This window comes from Virgibacillus siamensis (genome assembly GCF_039522605.1).
In the GTDB taxonomy this organism is placed as follows: Bacteria; Bacillota; Bacilli; order Bacillales; family Amphibacillaceae; genus Lentibacillus; species Lentibacillus siamensis.
Window position 1 is genome coordinate 606,290 of the sequence record NZ_BAAADS010000001.1, and the last position, 16,337, is coordinate 622,626.

The window sequence follows — 16,337 nt, forward strand, 5'->3', positions numbered from 1 at the left end:
CCAAGAGTAAACTAAACTTCTATCTCTTCCTCCTCCATTGCACGATCTAGCTTCAAAAACACCCGGTGCGCACTATAATAAAGGAAAAAACTAATCAAACTCGCACAGTAAAACAGTAAACTACCCGGCAAAAACCGGAATAGGAAATATGACAGGAAAAGACCGCCGATCATAAGAAGGGTAGTCGGTAATTGTGAAATTCCAACCAAAAAAGCATTTTTGATGTAACCTTTCAAACTGGGCGATTCAAAGTGGACAAACACCGGAAAGATGTAGGCAGCCGTCAATAAATAGGCTGCACATACCGCCACTACCAAGATTAGTAGAACAATATTTCCTACTCCTTCATAGTTTAATACGAACCTGACATCAACATATAAAACAAATCCAATCACGAAGAAAAACAGACCGAGAATATTCGATTGAATAAAGTCTTTCCGGTAATATTTCCAGAAGGTTTTCAAAACCGGAAAATCCGTTTCACCCATCACCCATTTCCTGACGATGGAAAAAAGCGCGACCGTCGCCGGGGCTGCCCCTAAAACAACAAGCCCCAACAACGTAAAACCAATCCATAACAGATTAGCTATCGCAAGTTTCATCACCCACTCGCACGCCTGATTTACACGCGTCATAACCCCACCAAACTCCAAACCTCCACCTCCCAGAGTAGTAAAGTAAAAGGCCAAAACTGGAACATATCGAAAACCGCTCCGGAAATATACTTCGCTTTCCGCGGGCGGCTGGTGAGCCTCCTCGTGCATACGCACTTCGGTGTCTCACCTATGCCTTTCCTCCCGCTGGAGTCTACGTATATTTCCTACGCTAAATTGTCCCAGCCCTTGGAACTTAAAATCAGCTATTAATCTCACGGATTTTTCCAAGACTGATCTTTGGCTTCCTGTCTTCCGTCAGCAACCCATTGATCTCCTGTTGAACATCCGTAATTTGTGTATAACAATAGCCCGAGACATACGCACAATCTTTAATCGCCTGTGTAATAGATTGATAGCGCTGCAAAAACGCTTCTTCCGTAGCGACCTGATTACCGTATCCCCAGCCTTCTTCTCCCTGGAACGCAATCCCGCCATACTCGCTGATGATAATGGGCTGACCTTGATAGTGATAACCACTGGCCATTGCAAACTTATGATGATTGTGCGTTCTTTCATTATGAATAATCTTTTCTTTGTCCGCATACCTTTCCGCAAAAACTTCCCCAAACTCTTCATAATCATGTAACGCAAGAATATCGGAAACCGTATGCTCCCAACCGTCATTGACAATGACCGGACGCATCGAGTCAAGCGATTTTGTCAAATAGTAGATTCCCTCGGTAAACCGCTGCTGCTTTTCATCCGTGAAAATGTTTTTAACGCCCCATGACTCATTGAAAGGTACCCATGTAATAATTGACGGATGATTATAGTTTTGCTGGACGATATCAATCCATTCTTTTGTAAAGTTATCGACTGCCTCCTGAGAAAATTCGTAAGTTGCTGCAGCTTCGGACCAAACGAGCAATCCTTTTTTGTCACACCAATACAGAAAACGCGGATCTTCAATTTTCTGGTGCTTGCGAACACCGTTAAAGCCCATCTCCATTGTTTTTTCGATATCCTCGATCATCGCCTCATCCGATGGCGGCGTTAACATCGAATCCGGCCAATACCCCTGGTCAAGAATTAACTTCTGATAGATTGGAGAATTATTCAACAACACCTGTCCATTCTCAATCGATACTTTTCGCATCCCGAAATAAGATTCCACCTGGTCAACTACAGATTCTCCATCATAAAGGGTAAATGTGACATCATATAAATTAGGATGATTCGGATGCCAGAGTTTCACTTTCCATTCACCAATTCCGCTTGCGATATTCATTTTCGTTTCCATTGATGAACGGTCAACAGTTTGACTAAATGATTTCACCGGTTTCCCGTCAAACTGAATATCAGTTTGTACGCGGAGATTGCTGTAAGTTGCGGAATCAGCAAATTGATACTCAAATAAAACAGAGCTAGTATCGATATCCGGCGTCATTTTCACAGATTCCAAATGATGTTCATTTACAAATTCCAGCCAAACCGTCTGCCATATACCGGTTGTTTGTACATACCAACACCCGAAATTCTCGGATATCCAGCGCTGTTTGCCCCGAGGCTGGTAACAACTGTTGCTGTCTTCAACTTTGACAACGAGTTCGTGATGACCGGAATGATTCAAGTAATCTGTTACATCAAAAGCAAACTTGGTATAACCGCCTTGATGGCTTCCGACAAACTGGCCGTCAACCCATACTTTTGTCACATAATCAGATGCATTGAAGTGCAAGAGGGCTCTTTTACCGGTTCCCTCTTCCGGAATTTCTAAAGAACGGCGGTACCAAATATAAGGATGAAAGGTTTCCTCGCCAATTCCGCTCGCTTTCGTTTCATACGTGAACGGCACCATAATTTCACTGTCAAAATCATGTTTTTTATACCATTGCTCTCTTTCGCCAATATTCGCGTCGTCAAAATTAAAATCCCATTTTCCATTAAGATTGATCCAATCTTTTCGTTCAAATTGCGGTCGTGGATAATGCGTAGGTATGGTTTGATCTGTTTGCACAATCATAACTCCTTTTTTAATGTATTTTTCGATGCGTTGATAAGGTTTTATCCTTTAACCCCTGTAAAACTGATTCCTTTAACAATCTGCTTCTCAAAGAAAAAGAAGGCAATAATTACAGGAATCGAAGCCACCGCATTCACTGTCATCGGTAAGACATAATCCTGCGAGTAATTCGAATTAAATGTTGGAATCCCAATCGGAAGTGTGTACAACTCTTCTGAAAAGATAGCCAGATATGGCCACAAAAAGTTATTCCATGAACCGATAAACGTGAAAATCGCAATCGCCGCCATTGCCGGTTTTGCCAGCGGCAGCACGATATTATAGTAAATCCTGAATAGTGAACAACCGTCAATTTTCGCGCTGTCAATGACTTCTTTTGGAACGCCGTCAAAAAAGCTCTTAAGAATGACGACACCAAGAGGCGAAGCAATTCCCGGAAGAATTAAGCCAATATAGGAATCAAGCATACTTAAGTCTTTCACTATCTGGTACAACGGAATAATAGTTGCTTCACCCGGTACCATTAGTCCCGCAAGAAAAAATACAAAGATAAACTTCTTGTAACTGAACTTAATTTGCGAAATAGCAAAAGCGGCCATTGACGTGACAACCAACGTGATGATAGTCGTAATAATACCGACAACCAAGCTGTTTACCAGCCACCTTAGCACAGCCGTATCCATCACAACATGCACGTAATTTTCAAATGTATACGGCGGTGCAAACCATTCCAGTACACCGCTGATGGCTGCTCCCTGTTCCTTAAGTGAGACGAAAAACATCCATATAAGCGGAACCAGGAACAAGACTGCCGTGATAAAAGGAAGCACATTACGTAAAACCTTCCCTCTTTTAAACTTGCTCTTTTTCGGCTGAGGAGGTGGCTGATTCTGACGAGGCTGATCCGGAACCTGACTTGGTTGAACCTCACGTTTTGGCAATGTATTGGTTTCCATCCTTATATCACCCCCTGATCATCAGACTGGCTTTTCAATTGAATTAAAGACAGGATTAGTAGGATGAAAAATAATGCGTAAGACATTGTCGCCGCATAGCCAAGATTGAATTTCTCAAAACCTGCCTGATAAATATATTGGATAAGCGGCCTGGTGGTTGTACCAGGTCCCCCTCCAGTAATCAACAGAATTTGGGCAAATACCTTGTAGGAAGCAAGTATTTGCAGCAACAAGATCACTCTGCCAATTGGGATCAGCTGAGGGAACGTAATATACCGGAATTTTTGCCAGGCAGTCGCCCCGTCAATATCAGCAGACTCATATAAAAAATCCGGGATATCCTGTAACGCTGCCAGGAACAAAATCATGTTAAATCCAACCGTCCACCATAAGGTCACACCAACGATGGAGACCCATGCGAGAGTTGGTTCCGCCAGCCAAAAGAATTCTTTTTGAATACCAAACATATGAAGAAAAGAATTCAAAAAACCCGTATATGGCTGCAGGAAAAAAATTGCGATATAAGAAATGACCGATACAGATAATATCGAGGGCAGAAAATATGCACCCCTGTAAAATCCCCGCAATTTCGTTTTAGTATTAGCCATCAAGGCAAGTACCAATGCCAATATAATCATCGTTGGCGTTGATAAAATCGTAAACAACGTTGTATTCCAAAGGGAACTCCAAAAATCGGGATCCTGAAACATCTTGATATAGTTTTCCAATCCTACAAATTCCATTTTCTGAATAATGGACCAATCGTAAAAGCTCATTTGCAAACCCTTGAAGATTGGATAGACCGTAAACATCACATAAATAATAAAAAACGGGAGTAAAAAGGGAATCGCTTTAACATTCCCTGACATTGCTTTACCCTTCATCTGCCGTCCACCTCCACCTGTAAATTATTCATCCGGCGTTAACAACGAGTTTTGTAATAACTCTTTAATTTCCTGTTCCGCTGTTTTAAATGCCTTTTCTGCAGATTTGCTGCCATTAAGGACCGTGTCCAAGTTCCTTGTAAGTATTGTTTCAATTGTCCCATTGGCGACCGATGGTTTCTGAAAAGCAACATGATCGGCAATTTGAACATATTGACTTCTGTACGGCAGTTCCTGAAAGGCCTCTTTTTCATAAACCGTCTGTTTTGCCGGTATATGCCCCGCCTCTGCCCAGATTTGTCCATTTTCAGCTACAAAACTTGCAAAAGTAAATGCTGCCTTCCGTTTTTCCTTATCTACGTTTTCGTTTTTCGGCAAAAACAACGTATGTGAGTTACCAAAGACAGCCTTTTCCCCGAAAATTGCCGGAACCGGAACAACACCAAATTCCAGGTCATCCGTTCCTTCCCAAATTCCTGTCGACCAGACACCTGTAATTAGCGTCGCCGCCTTCCCGCTTTGGAATGTACGATAAAAATCTGTAATATGCAGCGGTATGACCTTATGTTTGTAATACAAATCTTTCATGTAATTTGCCGCTTTTACCGCTTTGTCCATTTCCAAGTCTACCGAGCTCAGATCATCAGACAATACACCGTCTGCACCAAGCTGATGATAAAACGACCACCATAACCGGTACGGATCTATCCCTGTTGTTGCAAATGAAAAAGGTGCAATATCTTGAGGCAGTTCTTTTTTCAGCTTGTTTAAAAAGTTGACAAATCCCTCAGGAGTCTCTTCAATGATCGGTTTACCCTGGTCATTCAACAAGCCGGCTTTCCTTAAGTATTCTTTGTTGTAGTAAAAAGCAATTGGATGGGTATCAATCGGAATTGCGTAGTGTTTACCATTAATAACAGATGCGTCTAAAATATTCTGATTGAACTTATCCCATTGAAGGCCTTGTTTTTGCGCATCAGGATTAAGGCTGCTGACAACCCCAAGTTCAATCAACTGCGGCAGCCTGGAAATGTGTGAAACTGCGACATCAGGTGCCTTCCCGGCCGCAATACCTGTTACCAATTTCGTATAGTAATCATCAAATGGTAATTGAATATAGTTCACGTGTATATCAGGATGCGTATTGTTGAATTTCTGAACAATTTCTTTCATGAATTCGGCGTCACCCCCGCCAAATAATGTCCAATAGTCAAGTTTTATCTTGTCACTGTCTGTGGAACTCATAGCCAGATTAGAACACCCGGATATAAAGACCAGTAATAAAAGCAAAAGCACCATGGAACAACTCTTTTTCTTCACCCGCTTCACTCCTCCTTTTCCAAAATTAAAAATAGAATGCATTGTACTCAACTTCCAGCTGCTCTACAAAACTTTAGAAAACTTGGTTGTCACCAAGCCTTTAGGTGACAGCCATAGTTGCACTTATGCAGTAAGAAAGTTTTATACTTTCTTATCTGCTGAAATATACGATTCACATTTTTATACACGCACCCCCTTCTTTAAATCGCAGCATGTTGTCCATTTATTACAATATATTTGTATAAAACATAAAAGTTGTATTAAATATACGATAACGCTTTCATATTTCTACGTCAATTATTTTTTTGAAAAAATGAAAGTTTTTAAAATACAATAAAAGCTCATTCAATGCATCCTATTTGCATCGAATGAGCCTTGAAAATTTTTCTGTTGTGTATCGTTACGAATAAATAAGCCGCATGAGAATATCCTGGTCATGATCCCCGAATCCCCGGCCAAACAGGTTGATACCACCGATGTTGGCCGCATCCGGCGTTACACCAATTTTAAATAAAACCGACTTGTTTCCTCCAATGTTAATGTCATGTAAGGTAACATCCGACACTTTCACATCGTCAAGAAAGCTGCCTTTATCATTGACCTTCCAAGTCTTTAGCAGCCCGTACTGCGTGTGTTTATCTGGAACCCACTGCGGATTCAATTTCCCCCTTCTGTCTCCAAAATCACCCGGACACGTCCATGTACACACTTCATGCCCATTAATCCATATGCTAATATCCGACGGCCAATCATGGTCATAATTAGGAGCTTCCGAGCAGAGCTCCAATGAAAATTGAATGGACTCCAGCTCTGCATCAGCCGGAACAAATAACGGAAACCGATATTCAACATAGCCCTTTCTGAACCAGACCAATTGTGCAGACATACGATCCGGATGATAGAAAAGAGAAGGTTCATCCTCAGGCTTCATGATACCGTGCGGGTTAATCAGCCCGCATGTCGGATGAATAACCGAGTCTATGTAATGTCCGACAGGCATTTCGATTTGATAGGAATTCTTTGGATCATTATATCCAGTACCCGAATTCAATTGCATATGGATATCATCAAAATTTCTCGTACAAACCTTCATTGTTCCTCTTGACGCGGGTTGTAACTCTGTAGAGATGATCCCTGATTTTTCAAGCACCTTTATGTTAGAAGCAATAGTCGAAACAGGCAATCCAAGCTTTTCCGACAATTCAAGAACGTTCATTTTTTTGTAGTTTAATAATTTCAGGATATTTATCCTAACTTCCGAAGACAAAGCGTGCGCTACCTTTTTTAATACATCTGATTCATCAATCGACAACTCCAACATAACGTGACCCCCAGTGAAAGCGATTTTATTACATCATTATACCCCCTTTGAATTTTACTTACAATTTGTAAAAACTGCATACTTGCTGCTTATCGAAAAAGTTAGTTAATTTTGCTATAATCATAAAAAACTGAAATTAAATACTTTGGATAAGGATGTGCATCAACATTGAATCAAAATAAAACGAATGCAAACTCCTGTTGTAGCAGTAGTCGGGAAGTGTTTACAAACAGCCATCATAATCCATCTGGCGCTTACAAATTGGACACCACAAACATAAATAGGTCTATATACTCTGATAAGATGGTTTATATTCCTGGAAATGATTTTTTAATGGGTACTGAGGATGAGGAAGGTTTTAAAGCAGATGGGGAAGGACCCATAAAAAAAGTAAGCATCGACCCTTTTTACATGGACAGTTATGCAGTAACAAATGAAGAATTTACTGCCTTCGTAAATGAGACAGGTTATCAAACGGATTCAGAAAAATTTGGCTGGTCCTTCGTATTCCATAAATTTCTCCCGGAAATACCACTGGGACAAATGACACAAGTTCCTTCAACACCATGGTGGTTCGCGGTTGAAGGAGCCACCTGGCAACAGCCAGAAGGTCCAAATTCATCGATTGAGGACAGAATGGATTACCCTGTATTACATATCTCATGGAACGATGCGATTGCCTTCTGTAAATGGGCAGGTAAAAGACTGCCGACCGAAGCGGAATGGGAATTTGCAGCACGTGGAGGGTTAGAGCAAAAACGCTATCCATGGGGAAACGAACTTACACCAAACGGTAACCACTATTGCAATATATGGCAGGGTTCATTTCCTAACAATAATACGGTAGCAGATGGTTATTTGGGCACCGCTCCCGCCAAGTCCTTTCCCCCAAACGGGTATGGCCTGTACAATGTGTCAGGTAATGTGTGGGAATGGTGCTCCGACTGGTTCACCAATACACCAAATCCAAACCAAGCAAATAATCCTAAAGGCCCTAATAGAGGAACGTCCAAAGTCATGCGTGGGGGCTCCTACCTTTGTCACAAATCATATTGTAATCGATACAGGGTTGCGGCACGTAGTTCTAATACAATCGATAGTGCAACAGGGAATCTTGGGTTTCGCTGTGTGTCTGATGTTCAAACATAATTCAAATCAATGATAGAGAAGGGGGATGATTACAAATTTCCTGACAACCAAACCAACTACGTGCTCTGATTCTACGACTTGAATAAAAGTTCGAGTTCCACAGAAAGTTCCTCGAAAAGAAAGGAGTGCGCAGTTTCAGGTGGTTTGCACATGGAGGTTTGTTTGATTTTATGATCTTGAAAATGGTAAATGATTGCTTTCCTTTCAGTTGGATCAACAATCCAATATTCTTGGACGCCGCATTCCATATAAAGATCCAGTTTCTTGACCAGGTCCTTGCCCTGCGTACTTTCTGATAAGATTTCAACCACGAGACACGGAATCCCGGTATAATAATCCTGGTCATCCAGATGTTCGTCCAAATCGCAAATGACCATTAAATCAGGTTGCACAACACAAGGCTCATCATGACCCGGTCTCTTGAGATGAATATCATAGGGAGCTGTAAATGGTGTATATTGGCTGCCTTGAAAATGATTAAATAAAATGCCAAACAAAGAACCAACAGCATACTGATGGCCTGTCCTTGGTGAAGCCAGCAAGTAAATCTGTCCGTCAATATATTCGTAACGGTTTTCCTCATTACGGGTTAATTTCAGAAACTCCTCATACGTTGCCTTTTTGGGTTTCGCATCATAAAACAATGGCATTTCGTTCACGACACTTTCCTTTCGTGTTGCCTCAGGAACCTCTTCCATTGACTGCAATCTCGCAACCTCCACACCATTGCGAGTGATGATAACTTCTTCTTTTGCCGCTATCATTAGATATTTTCCAAAATTATTCTGCACCTCAGTTGTACGGACAATCATTTTGCTCACCTGCCATCACTGGTATTAGCTAACTTAGCTAATTTGATCATATCCAAATTATAAGAATAATGCAAACCTTACAGATCATTGCTGCTCAACAATGCCTTTAACAAATTAGGCCCCACAACACTTCTTATATTTTTTCCCGCTCCCACATGGACATGGCTCATTCCTGCCAATCTTTTTGCTAACGGAGGGGGTCTGTTCTCTCCCCGACTCGGCCTTAGACGCCTCATCCGGTAAAGGGTTCAACATCGGCCGTTCCACCTGATTATGCAACTCTCGTGGTGTAAACCCGTTATTCTCCCACAACCTGACATTATTGGAAAGATCCATAACAAGCTGCATCACTTCCTCCACTTGCTTCTGATTTTCAAATTCAACGCCCGCCGTTTTAAATGGACGGAAAATATGATCCAATGAAAAACTAAATTCACATTCACCATGAATATCTGCACATAGTTCCTCCGCTTTACGTGCATCGCCATCCAACAATTCCTGCTGCACATATTTTTTCAATGCATGATATTCCTTCGTCCGTTCAAAATAAAAATCATCTTTATATTTCAACAGTTCCTTTTTATCCGGAATATAGAAAGGCTTACCTTGACGTTTGGCCAACTCCACCTCAAATTCATCAAATTCCATGATAGCTTCATGAACAAAATAATCACCATGCAATTCCACAAAGTTTTTGCGAAGTTCCTCCACATTGCTTTTTGCCCTGTCATCCATATCTGCTGTCCCAACGTTTTCATCATTTTGCATACTGTATATCTCAGCAACTTTACCATTGTGGACCAGTCCATATAAGTGTGTAAGCGAAATGATGTAGTCAATTACCAAACCCATTGAAAGGCCACCTCTTTCCTTTTGTTTGTGTTTATTCTATTTTAACATGTTTAAGGGCGAAGCGAATGAACGTAACCCCACATCTGCCATTATTTTAATCTGACAATCTCATTACTGAACATCAAAAAAGACCACCGCTCCACCAAGCGATAGTCCGCACCACTGGCAAGGGAATTTCTTCTTCCCTTGCACTCCATATTATATTCTTATTATAACCGGTTCACACATAAAAACAAGAAAATTGGGATTCATAATGATAACTTGGACTGTTTTATTATCAATTTTGGTCATCATTATTTCATTAATTTCTCTGCTTATAACCTACTCTTCCACCACAATTACCTATAAATATAAATTCCAGTTATCGCAAGGACTTTTAGTTTTTTTGTCGAAAAAGATATAAGGGAAAAACACTAAATACGGATAAAGAATTCTCATTTTTAAGAATCCAATATATATAATGAGCGCAAATTGATTTACCTGGCGAGTTGTCTTCCGTTTGGGGGACTTTTAAACATTTTGTTGCAAATAGTAAAAATCGGGATAGTTATTTTACCCGGAACAGGAGGATGGATTATGGCAGAAATAGCGTACAGTAAACAGCTAAACAGAGAAGTTTCTTCACAGGAGGCGCATCGTTTATCCCTTACTGGTACGAGCAAATTAACGGATCCGCGGGCCTTTCATTGTGCGGATGCTAAGTGTTCTGTTCCTTTGACACTAATTAATTTTGGAAAATCAAAAGCACAAGGGGCCAAAATTTTTGGGTTTCGTATATCGGAAGAGAACAAAAAACACATGCCCGGTTGCCATTACACTGCTGAAAAAAATGATATACAGGATGAAATCAATATAAATGATCTTAACAGATTAAAAGACTCTATTCATATTGGAAAAGAAATTAAAATGATTAGTGAAGATCCGGAAAATGTCCAACAGAAACAAGAGGATAGTTTAGTTAATTCCCAACGAAACATGCATAAGGGAAACAAACAGACCCATACAAAGAAATCAATGATGAGAAAAAGCAGATTTTCTGCAATAAATTCCCTCGTAAATACGTATTTAACCAGTAATGAATATGATAAAGATAAAAATATTATCAAGATAAATAATGAAAAACGTTCAATGAATGATATATTTATCAACGTAGATAAGCAACCATATTTAACATTAACAGAAAGATATTATGTATTTCACGGTAAGGTTTATATTCAGAAACCATATAAAAATAAGGACCTAATTTCCTTGCGTTTCCAAAAGAAGGTTGTTGTTGACAAAAAATCCTGGAGGTTTGAGATAGCAACAAGCAAAAATTGTTTATCTTCGAGCGTTCAATCATGCATCAGCGACGGGATTCTTCACCACATGTACTGCATGGTAAAATTAGTTCCAAATAAAAATAATTCCAAACCATATTATGCAAAGGGATTTAAACAGAAAATGCATAAATGCTTTGTTGTTTATTCATAAATAATATCTAAAAAAAGCGGGAACCGCCCCATGCATCTGTCCCCTGCCAAAAATCCCTCTCACCTCCTTACAAAAATCAGAACTTTTTTGTATAGTATAGATAGAGGGTTCGAGACCATCCCCTCTTTAAACAAAACTAGGGAGGAATAAAATTGGAAAAAGCTGTTGTTGTTTTTAGTGGCGGACAAGATTCCACAACATGCCTGTTATGGGCGTTATCAGAATTTGACGATGTGGAAGCCGTCACTTTTTTGTATGGCCAACGAAACATTTCGGAAGTTGATGGGGCAAAGCAGATTGCAGCCGATTTAGGCGTTAAACAGAAACGGATAAACTTGGACGTGCTTCATCAATTAACCGAAAATGCCATGACCAGAAATGACATGGAAATTGACGATGCTGGAGATGTGCCAAACACATATGTGGAAGGACGAAATCACGTATTTCTTTCATTTGCAGCGATCCATGCAAAGAACGTCGGCGCGCATCACATTATAACAGGCGTTGGCGAGGCCGATTACAGCGGATACCCGGATTGTCGTGCAAGTTTCATTGATTCATTGGAAAAAACATTGTCGCTGGCGATGGATTACGATTTTGAGATCCACACCCCTTTAATGAGAAAGACGAAAGCAGAAACGTGGGAAATGGCAGACAAAATGGGGAAACTCGACTACATCAGGGGAAAAACGACGACATGCTACAACGGAATAAGCGGTGACGGCTGCGGGGAATGCCCTTCCTGCAAGCTGCGCATGAATGGGCTGCAAGAATACTTAGGACTGGTTGCACATGATTAGAATAACCATCTATTTGCTGTCCATTGTAACCGCCAATGTAACCGCAGCAAAATTTGCACCGCTTGACCTTGGCATTTTCATCATACCATGGGGAACTTTTTTCATAGGATTGACACTCGTTATGCGGGACATGGTTCAAAATAGTTACGGAAAAAAGAAAACATACCTGTTCATTGCCATTGCGCTCGCATTATCTGCATTATCCAGTCACTTGTTGGGGGATGAACTGTGGATTGTATTTGCAAGCGTCGTCAGTTTTTTGATTTCGGAAACAACGGATACCGAAATATATACACGGTTTAAAATACCATTTATCAGGCGCGTCATGTATTCCGGCGTCGTCGCAGGATTTTTTGATTCAGCAGTGTTTGTATTGATTGGAATCAGTCCGCTGGGTCTAAATTTTGTTCCCTGGAACCTTGTTGGGTATGCCATTTTGGGACAATGGGTAACGAAAGTGCTCATGCAATTAGTTGTAGCAGGCGGCATAAAGCAATTATTTACAAAACTGGAAATTTATGAACCAAATATATCAGATATCAATCGGGAGGAGAAAACAGCATGAAAAAGAGTGACACAAAAGACCTGACACTACTGGGCAACCAGCAAACAACCTATTCCCAGGAATACGACCCAAGCGTATTGGAAACATTTGAAAATCAGAACCAGAAAAATGATTACTTTGTCAAATTCAATATTCCGGAATTCACAAGCCTTTGCCCCATGACCGGGCAACCCGACTTTGCGACAATTTATATCTCGTATATGCCACATATAAAAATGGTCGAGAGCAAGTCACTGAAACTGTATATGTTCAGCTTCCGAAACCACGGGGCCTATCATGAGGACTGCGCAAATCAGATTATGAAAGACTTAATCGAACTTATGGATCCAAAATATATCGAAGTCTGGGCAAAATTCACCCCACGTGGCGGGATATCCATTGACCCATACTGCAATTACGGAAAACCCGGCACCAAATACGAACAAATGGCAGAACAGCGATTGCATCAGCATGACATGTATCCAGAGCGTGTAGATAATAGGTAAATGGGAAAAAAATCCGAGTGGGACGGTGGAACAGGCTCCTCGTCCCATTCACAGTTTCACGGTTCCATTACGTATAGTACCGATTTATGTCATATAAACATCATTTATGTGGTATATTAAAAGACCGCCGGAACTCCGACGGTCAACAATAAACCGAACCCCGTCAAAGGGGGCGGCTCTTGGAAGATAAACCTCCCAGGCACAGCTACCAACTCAGTGGAGGTTTACTTATGCCGTTCAGACATAGACGCCAAAAGCATTCCAAACGCAAACCATAACGCAAGCACTTGAAAGGTGGACATACGGGCACCACCTCTTCCCTCACTAAACTGTCCCCCGATCCGACGACTCACCGGCACTTTCTTCCACACTCTCCCCTTCACTGCTTTTCGCGATGCCAATTCCGGTGTAGCCTAGAATTATGGCAAAAATGAATCCTACATAGCAAAGAATTGCCCATGGCGCATAACTAAGCGTGGGAACTCCAAGCGTACCAGCCATAAACACGCCAGCGGAAGACCAAGGAATAAGCGGTACGACGACAGTACCGGAATCCTCAAGCGTTCTTGATAGGTTTTTGGCATGTAAATTATATTTCTGGTAGGTATCCTGAAAGATTTCCCCCGGAACGATAATAGAGAGATAAGAATTTCCAGTGACAAGCGCCATCGTTATACAGGAAAGCACTGTCGATAAAACCAGGTCCCCCGTTCGTTTAATTAATTTCATGAGATTTTCAATTATCACCTCGAGCAAACCGGCCTTTGTAATAATCCCCGCAAACACAAAGGCACTGAACGCAATCAGGACCACCCCTGTCATGGACTGCATTCCTCCTTGGTTAACAAGTTGGGTAACTTCATCCGCGACATTCCCTGCGTTAAATCCAGACCGGTTTACCATCGAAACATCAAATCCTGAAACGGTAGAGGCAAAAATATCGACAGAAGTGAATCCTTGAAACCTGCCTAAAATAGCGGCTATTACGGACGAAAGGATAATTGTCGGTAATGTTGGCTTTTTTCGAATGGATCCATAAAGAATGATTGCTGGAGGCAGCAACAACCAGATGCTCCAATCAAACATTTCCGCTAATGTCTGCAGCATGACATTCATCGTCTCAGGCGTAGACACATCTCCAGCAGATAAGTTAAATCCTACTAAAGCATATACCACAAGACATATAATGGCAGCAGGCACAGTCGTCCAAAGCATGTGCCTAATGTGTTCATACAACTCACTTCCGGCAGCAACCGGTGCCAGGTTAGTTGTATCTGAAAGTGGTGATAACTTATCTCCAAAATAAGCGCCCGCAACAATTGCACCGGCAGTCGCTGGCAGATTAGCCCCCAGGCCTGTTGCAATTCCCATTAATGCGACACCGACTGTACCGGCAGAACCCCAGGATGTGCCTGTCACAATAGAGATGATAGCGGCTACCACAAACGAAATGAGTACAATAAATGTGGGATCAATTAATTTTAATCCAAAATAAATCATCATTGGAATGGTTCCGGAGACCATCCATGTACCAATTAGAATGCCAATGGATATTAAAATAAGAATTGCAGGCATCGCTTGTTTGATTTTTTCCTGAATCCCTTCCATCATTTCATCCCACGTAAATCCCAATCGAAAGGCAATGATTCCAGCATAAACAGAAGCGAGGATCAGTAAGGGTTCCGGATTAAATCCATACACTCCATAGCCGACAGCGAGCAATAAGAGCATGACTACGATTGGTGAAAATGCTTCAAACAAGTTTGGGTGCCTTTTCATATTTGTTCCTCCCAATAATTATTTTTAGTAGCAAAGCTTAATGTTCAAACGTTCCCTTGACAAGCAATTCCATATCTTTCATTACATGGCGCCCCTTAGCAAATACGTGCTGAAGGGTCAATGTCTTTTTATCCAAAATTAAAGCATCAGCATCATTGAATATTCGGATCCTGCCTTTATTGGTCAGCTTTAATACATCTGACGTATTGGATGTAACCAGTGGTAAAACGTCTTCCAACGGCAAATCATGTTCCATTACAGCGGAAACAACCTGCTTAAAGAGAGTCTGTGTACTCGCAACACCAAAACCTATCAATTTACCTGCGTCGTCAAACTTTGGAAGACTGCCATTTCCATCTGAAGATAGAGTAAGGTGCTCCATGTCACCGCCTTTTTCTTTATAATAAGTAATCCACTCCCCAGTTTTTTCGTCTGCTGTTATATCGACATATGCACCTTTACCCGCCAAAGAAACAGCGTCATCAAATAATCCTTTGCTCCGGCTGATGTGAGTGGCATAAAGCTGCGATGGCGGAATCTCATAATCTTCCAACAACTGATGTAAAAGTGTTAAATATTCTTTCCCCGGACCAGTGTGAAAATGAGTCACCCCTGCTTTCCCACTTAACATACCACCGACGCGAGCTTCAGCAGCCAATTTAGCTAATTCATGCAAAGAAGGTTGCCCCGACCGGGAATCAGAGATGGCAATTTCACCTGCTCCAATAACTTTATCGATAAGAATGACATCATCTTTTACATTTGATGTGATTGTAGACGTTGGAACGGCATAATTTCCTGTGTAGATATAGGTTGTCATTCCTTCCTCTTCCAGCCCCCGTGCCTTGGCCAACAGTGATGTTACATGACGGGTTGTGCCATCCGTTCCGAGTAAACCGACTGCTGTAGTGATTCCTGATTGAATCATATCGCTGAGCTGGATTTCGGGTGTTCGTGTGGCAAACCCGCCTTCTCCACCACCACCCATCAGATGAACATGAGGATCTATAAATCCTGGAACGACAATCGATTCATTGGCATCAACAATTTCATATGGTACTCCTAGATTTTTTACGGTTTGTTCATCAATTTTTCCGATCTTGGCAATTCGTTGATCCACAAGTAAAATGGATGTTTTTCCTAGTGGTTCTGGTGCGTAAACTTCCCCATTTTTAATTAGTGTTATCATGTTTCTGCCTCCATTACCTCAAAATAGTTACTTTTGAAAAAATTTAAATGGTACTTTTACCCCCTTGTTTACGTTTAGAATATATAAGCAAAATTCATGCCAAGCGTCTTAGAACTGTAATGAAAACGTTCTT

Annotated in this window: 15 protein-coding genes; 5 read left to right on the forward strand and 10 right to left on the reverse strand. The window is 41.2% G+C overall.

What is annotated here, in order from left to right; genetic code table 11:
• Positions 1–11 precede the first annotated feature (11 nt).
• From ABD010_RS02820 to ABD010_RS02845, 6 genes are all read right to left on the reverse strand, one after another.
• A complete protein-coding gene (locus ABD010_RS02820) occupies positions 12–653 on the reverse strand; it encodes a YesL family protein (protein WP_343810092.1) in 642 nt (213 codons plus the stop codon).
• A 202-nt stretch (positions 654–855) separates the two neighbouring features.
• Positions 856–2,619 carry a glycoside hydrolase family 2 protein gene (locus ABD010_RS02825; RefSeq protein WP_390350887.1) on the reverse strand — a complete coding sequence of 588 codons (1,764 nt, stop codon included), beginning with the start codon at positions 2,617–2,619 and terminating at the stop codon, positions 856–858.
• Positions 2,620–2,660: 41 nt separating this feature from the next.
• Complete coding sequence (locus ABD010_RS02830; protein ID WP_343810095.1) at positions 2,661–3,575, reverse strand: carbohydrate ABC transporter permease; 915 nt, start codon at positions 3,573–3,575, stop codon at positions 2,661–2,663.
• Between the two features lie 2 nt (positions 3,576–3,577).
• Entirely contained in the window at positions 3,578–4,459 is an 882-nt protein-coding gene (locus ABD010_RS02835) for a carbohydrate ABC transporter permease (protein ID WP_343810097.1), read from the reverse strand.
• A gap of 24 nt (positions 4,460–4,483) precedes the next feature.
• Positions 4,484–5,779 carry an ABC transporter substrate-binding protein gene (locus ABD010_RS02840; protein ID WP_343810099.1) on the reverse strand — a complete coding sequence of 432 codons (1,296 nt, stop codon included), beginning with the start codon at positions 5,777–5,779 and terminating at the stop codon, positions 4,484–4,486.
• 400 nt (positions 5,780–6,179) lie between these two features.
• Positions 6,180–7,100, reverse strand: coding sequence for an ArsR/SmtB family transcription factor (locus ABD010_RS02845; RefSeq protein ID WP_343810101.1), 921 nt, complete (start codon positions 7,098–7,100; stop codon positions 6,180–6,182).
• 168 nt (positions 7,101–7,268) lie between these two features.
• On the opposite strand from ABD010_RS02845, the gene ABD010_RS02850 reads away from it, so the two are divergent.
• Positions 7,269–8,249: a formylglycine-generating enzyme family protein gene (locus ABD010_RS02850; protein ID WP_390350888.1), complete on the forward strand. Its 981-nt coding sequence runs from the start codon at positions 7,269–7,271 to the stop codon at positions 8,247–8,249.
• Between the two features lie 71 nt (positions 8,250–8,320).
• Here the strand turns inward: ABD010_RS02850 and ABD010_RS02855 are convergent, their stop codons facing one another.
• Together ABD010_RS02855 and ABD010_RS02860 are read right to left on the reverse strand one after the other, a co-directional pair.
• The gene (locus ABD010_RS02855; protein WP_343810103.1) at positions 8,321–9,061 is read right to left on the reverse strand and encodes a type II toxin-antitoxin system prevent-host-death family antitoxin; all 741 of its coding nucleotides are present in this window, start codon (positions 9,059–9,061) and stop codon (positions 8,321–8,323) included.
• Between the two features lie 114 nt (positions 9,062–9,175).
• Entirely contained in the window at positions 9,176–9,913 is a 738-nt protein-coding gene (locus ABD010_RS02860) for an SEC-C metal-binding domain-containing protein (protein ID WP_343810105.1), read from the reverse strand.
• A 576-nt stretch (positions 9,914–10,489) separates the two neighbouring features.
• Between ABD010_RS02860 and ABD010_RS02865 the strand changes: the two genes are divergently transcribed.
• From ABD010_RS02865 to queF, 4 genes are all read left to right on the forward strand, one after another.
• On the forward strand, positions 10,490–11,386 hold the full coding sequence (locus tag ABD010_RS02865; RefSeq protein ID WP_343810106.1) for a hypothetical protein: 897 nt from the start codon (positions 10,490–10,492) through the stop codon (positions 11,384–11,386).
• A 146-nt stretch (positions 11,387–11,532) separates the two neighbouring features.
• Positions 11,533–12,186, forward strand: a complete 654-nt coding sequence (gene queC / locus ABD010_RS02870) for a 7-cyano-7-deazaguanine synthase QueC (protein WP_343810179.1) — start codon at positions 11,533–11,535, stop codon at positions 12,184–12,186.
• Positions 12,182–12,751 carry a VUT family protein gene (locus tag ABD010_RS02875; protein ID WP_343810180.1) on the forward strand — a complete coding sequence of 190 codons (570 nt, stop codon included), beginning with the start codon at positions 12,182–12,184 and terminating at the stop codon, positions 12,749–12,751. Before queC ends, ABD010_RS02875 begins: the two co-directional genes overlap by 5 nt.
• The gene (gene queF / locus ABD010_RS02880) at positions 12,748–13,236 is read left to right on the forward strand and encodes a preQ(1) synthase (protein ID WP_343810108.1); all 489 of its coding nucleotides are present in this window, start codon (positions 12,748–12,750) and stop codon (positions 13,234–13,236) included. Before ABD010_RS02875 ends, queF begins: the two co-directional genes overlap by 4 nt.
• Before the next feature lie 324 nt (positions 13,237–13,560).
• On the opposite strand, the gene nhaC is transcribed toward queF, so the two are convergent.
• Both nhaC and iadA read right to left on the reverse strand, forming a co-directional pair.
• Positions 13,561–15,015, reverse strand: coding sequence for a Na+/H+ antiporter NhaC (nhaC, locus tag ABD010_RS02885; RefSeq protein ID WP_343810110.1), 1,455 nt, complete (start codon positions 15,013–15,015; stop codon positions 13,561–13,563).
• A 37-nt stretch (positions 15,016–15,052) separates the two neighbouring features.
• Entirely contained in the window at positions 15,053–16,204 is a 1,152-nt protein-coding gene (gene iadA / locus ABD010_RS02890; RefSeq protein WP_343810112.1) for a beta-aspartyl-peptidase, read from the reverse strand.
• Positions 16,205–16,337: the final 133 nt, after the last annotated feature.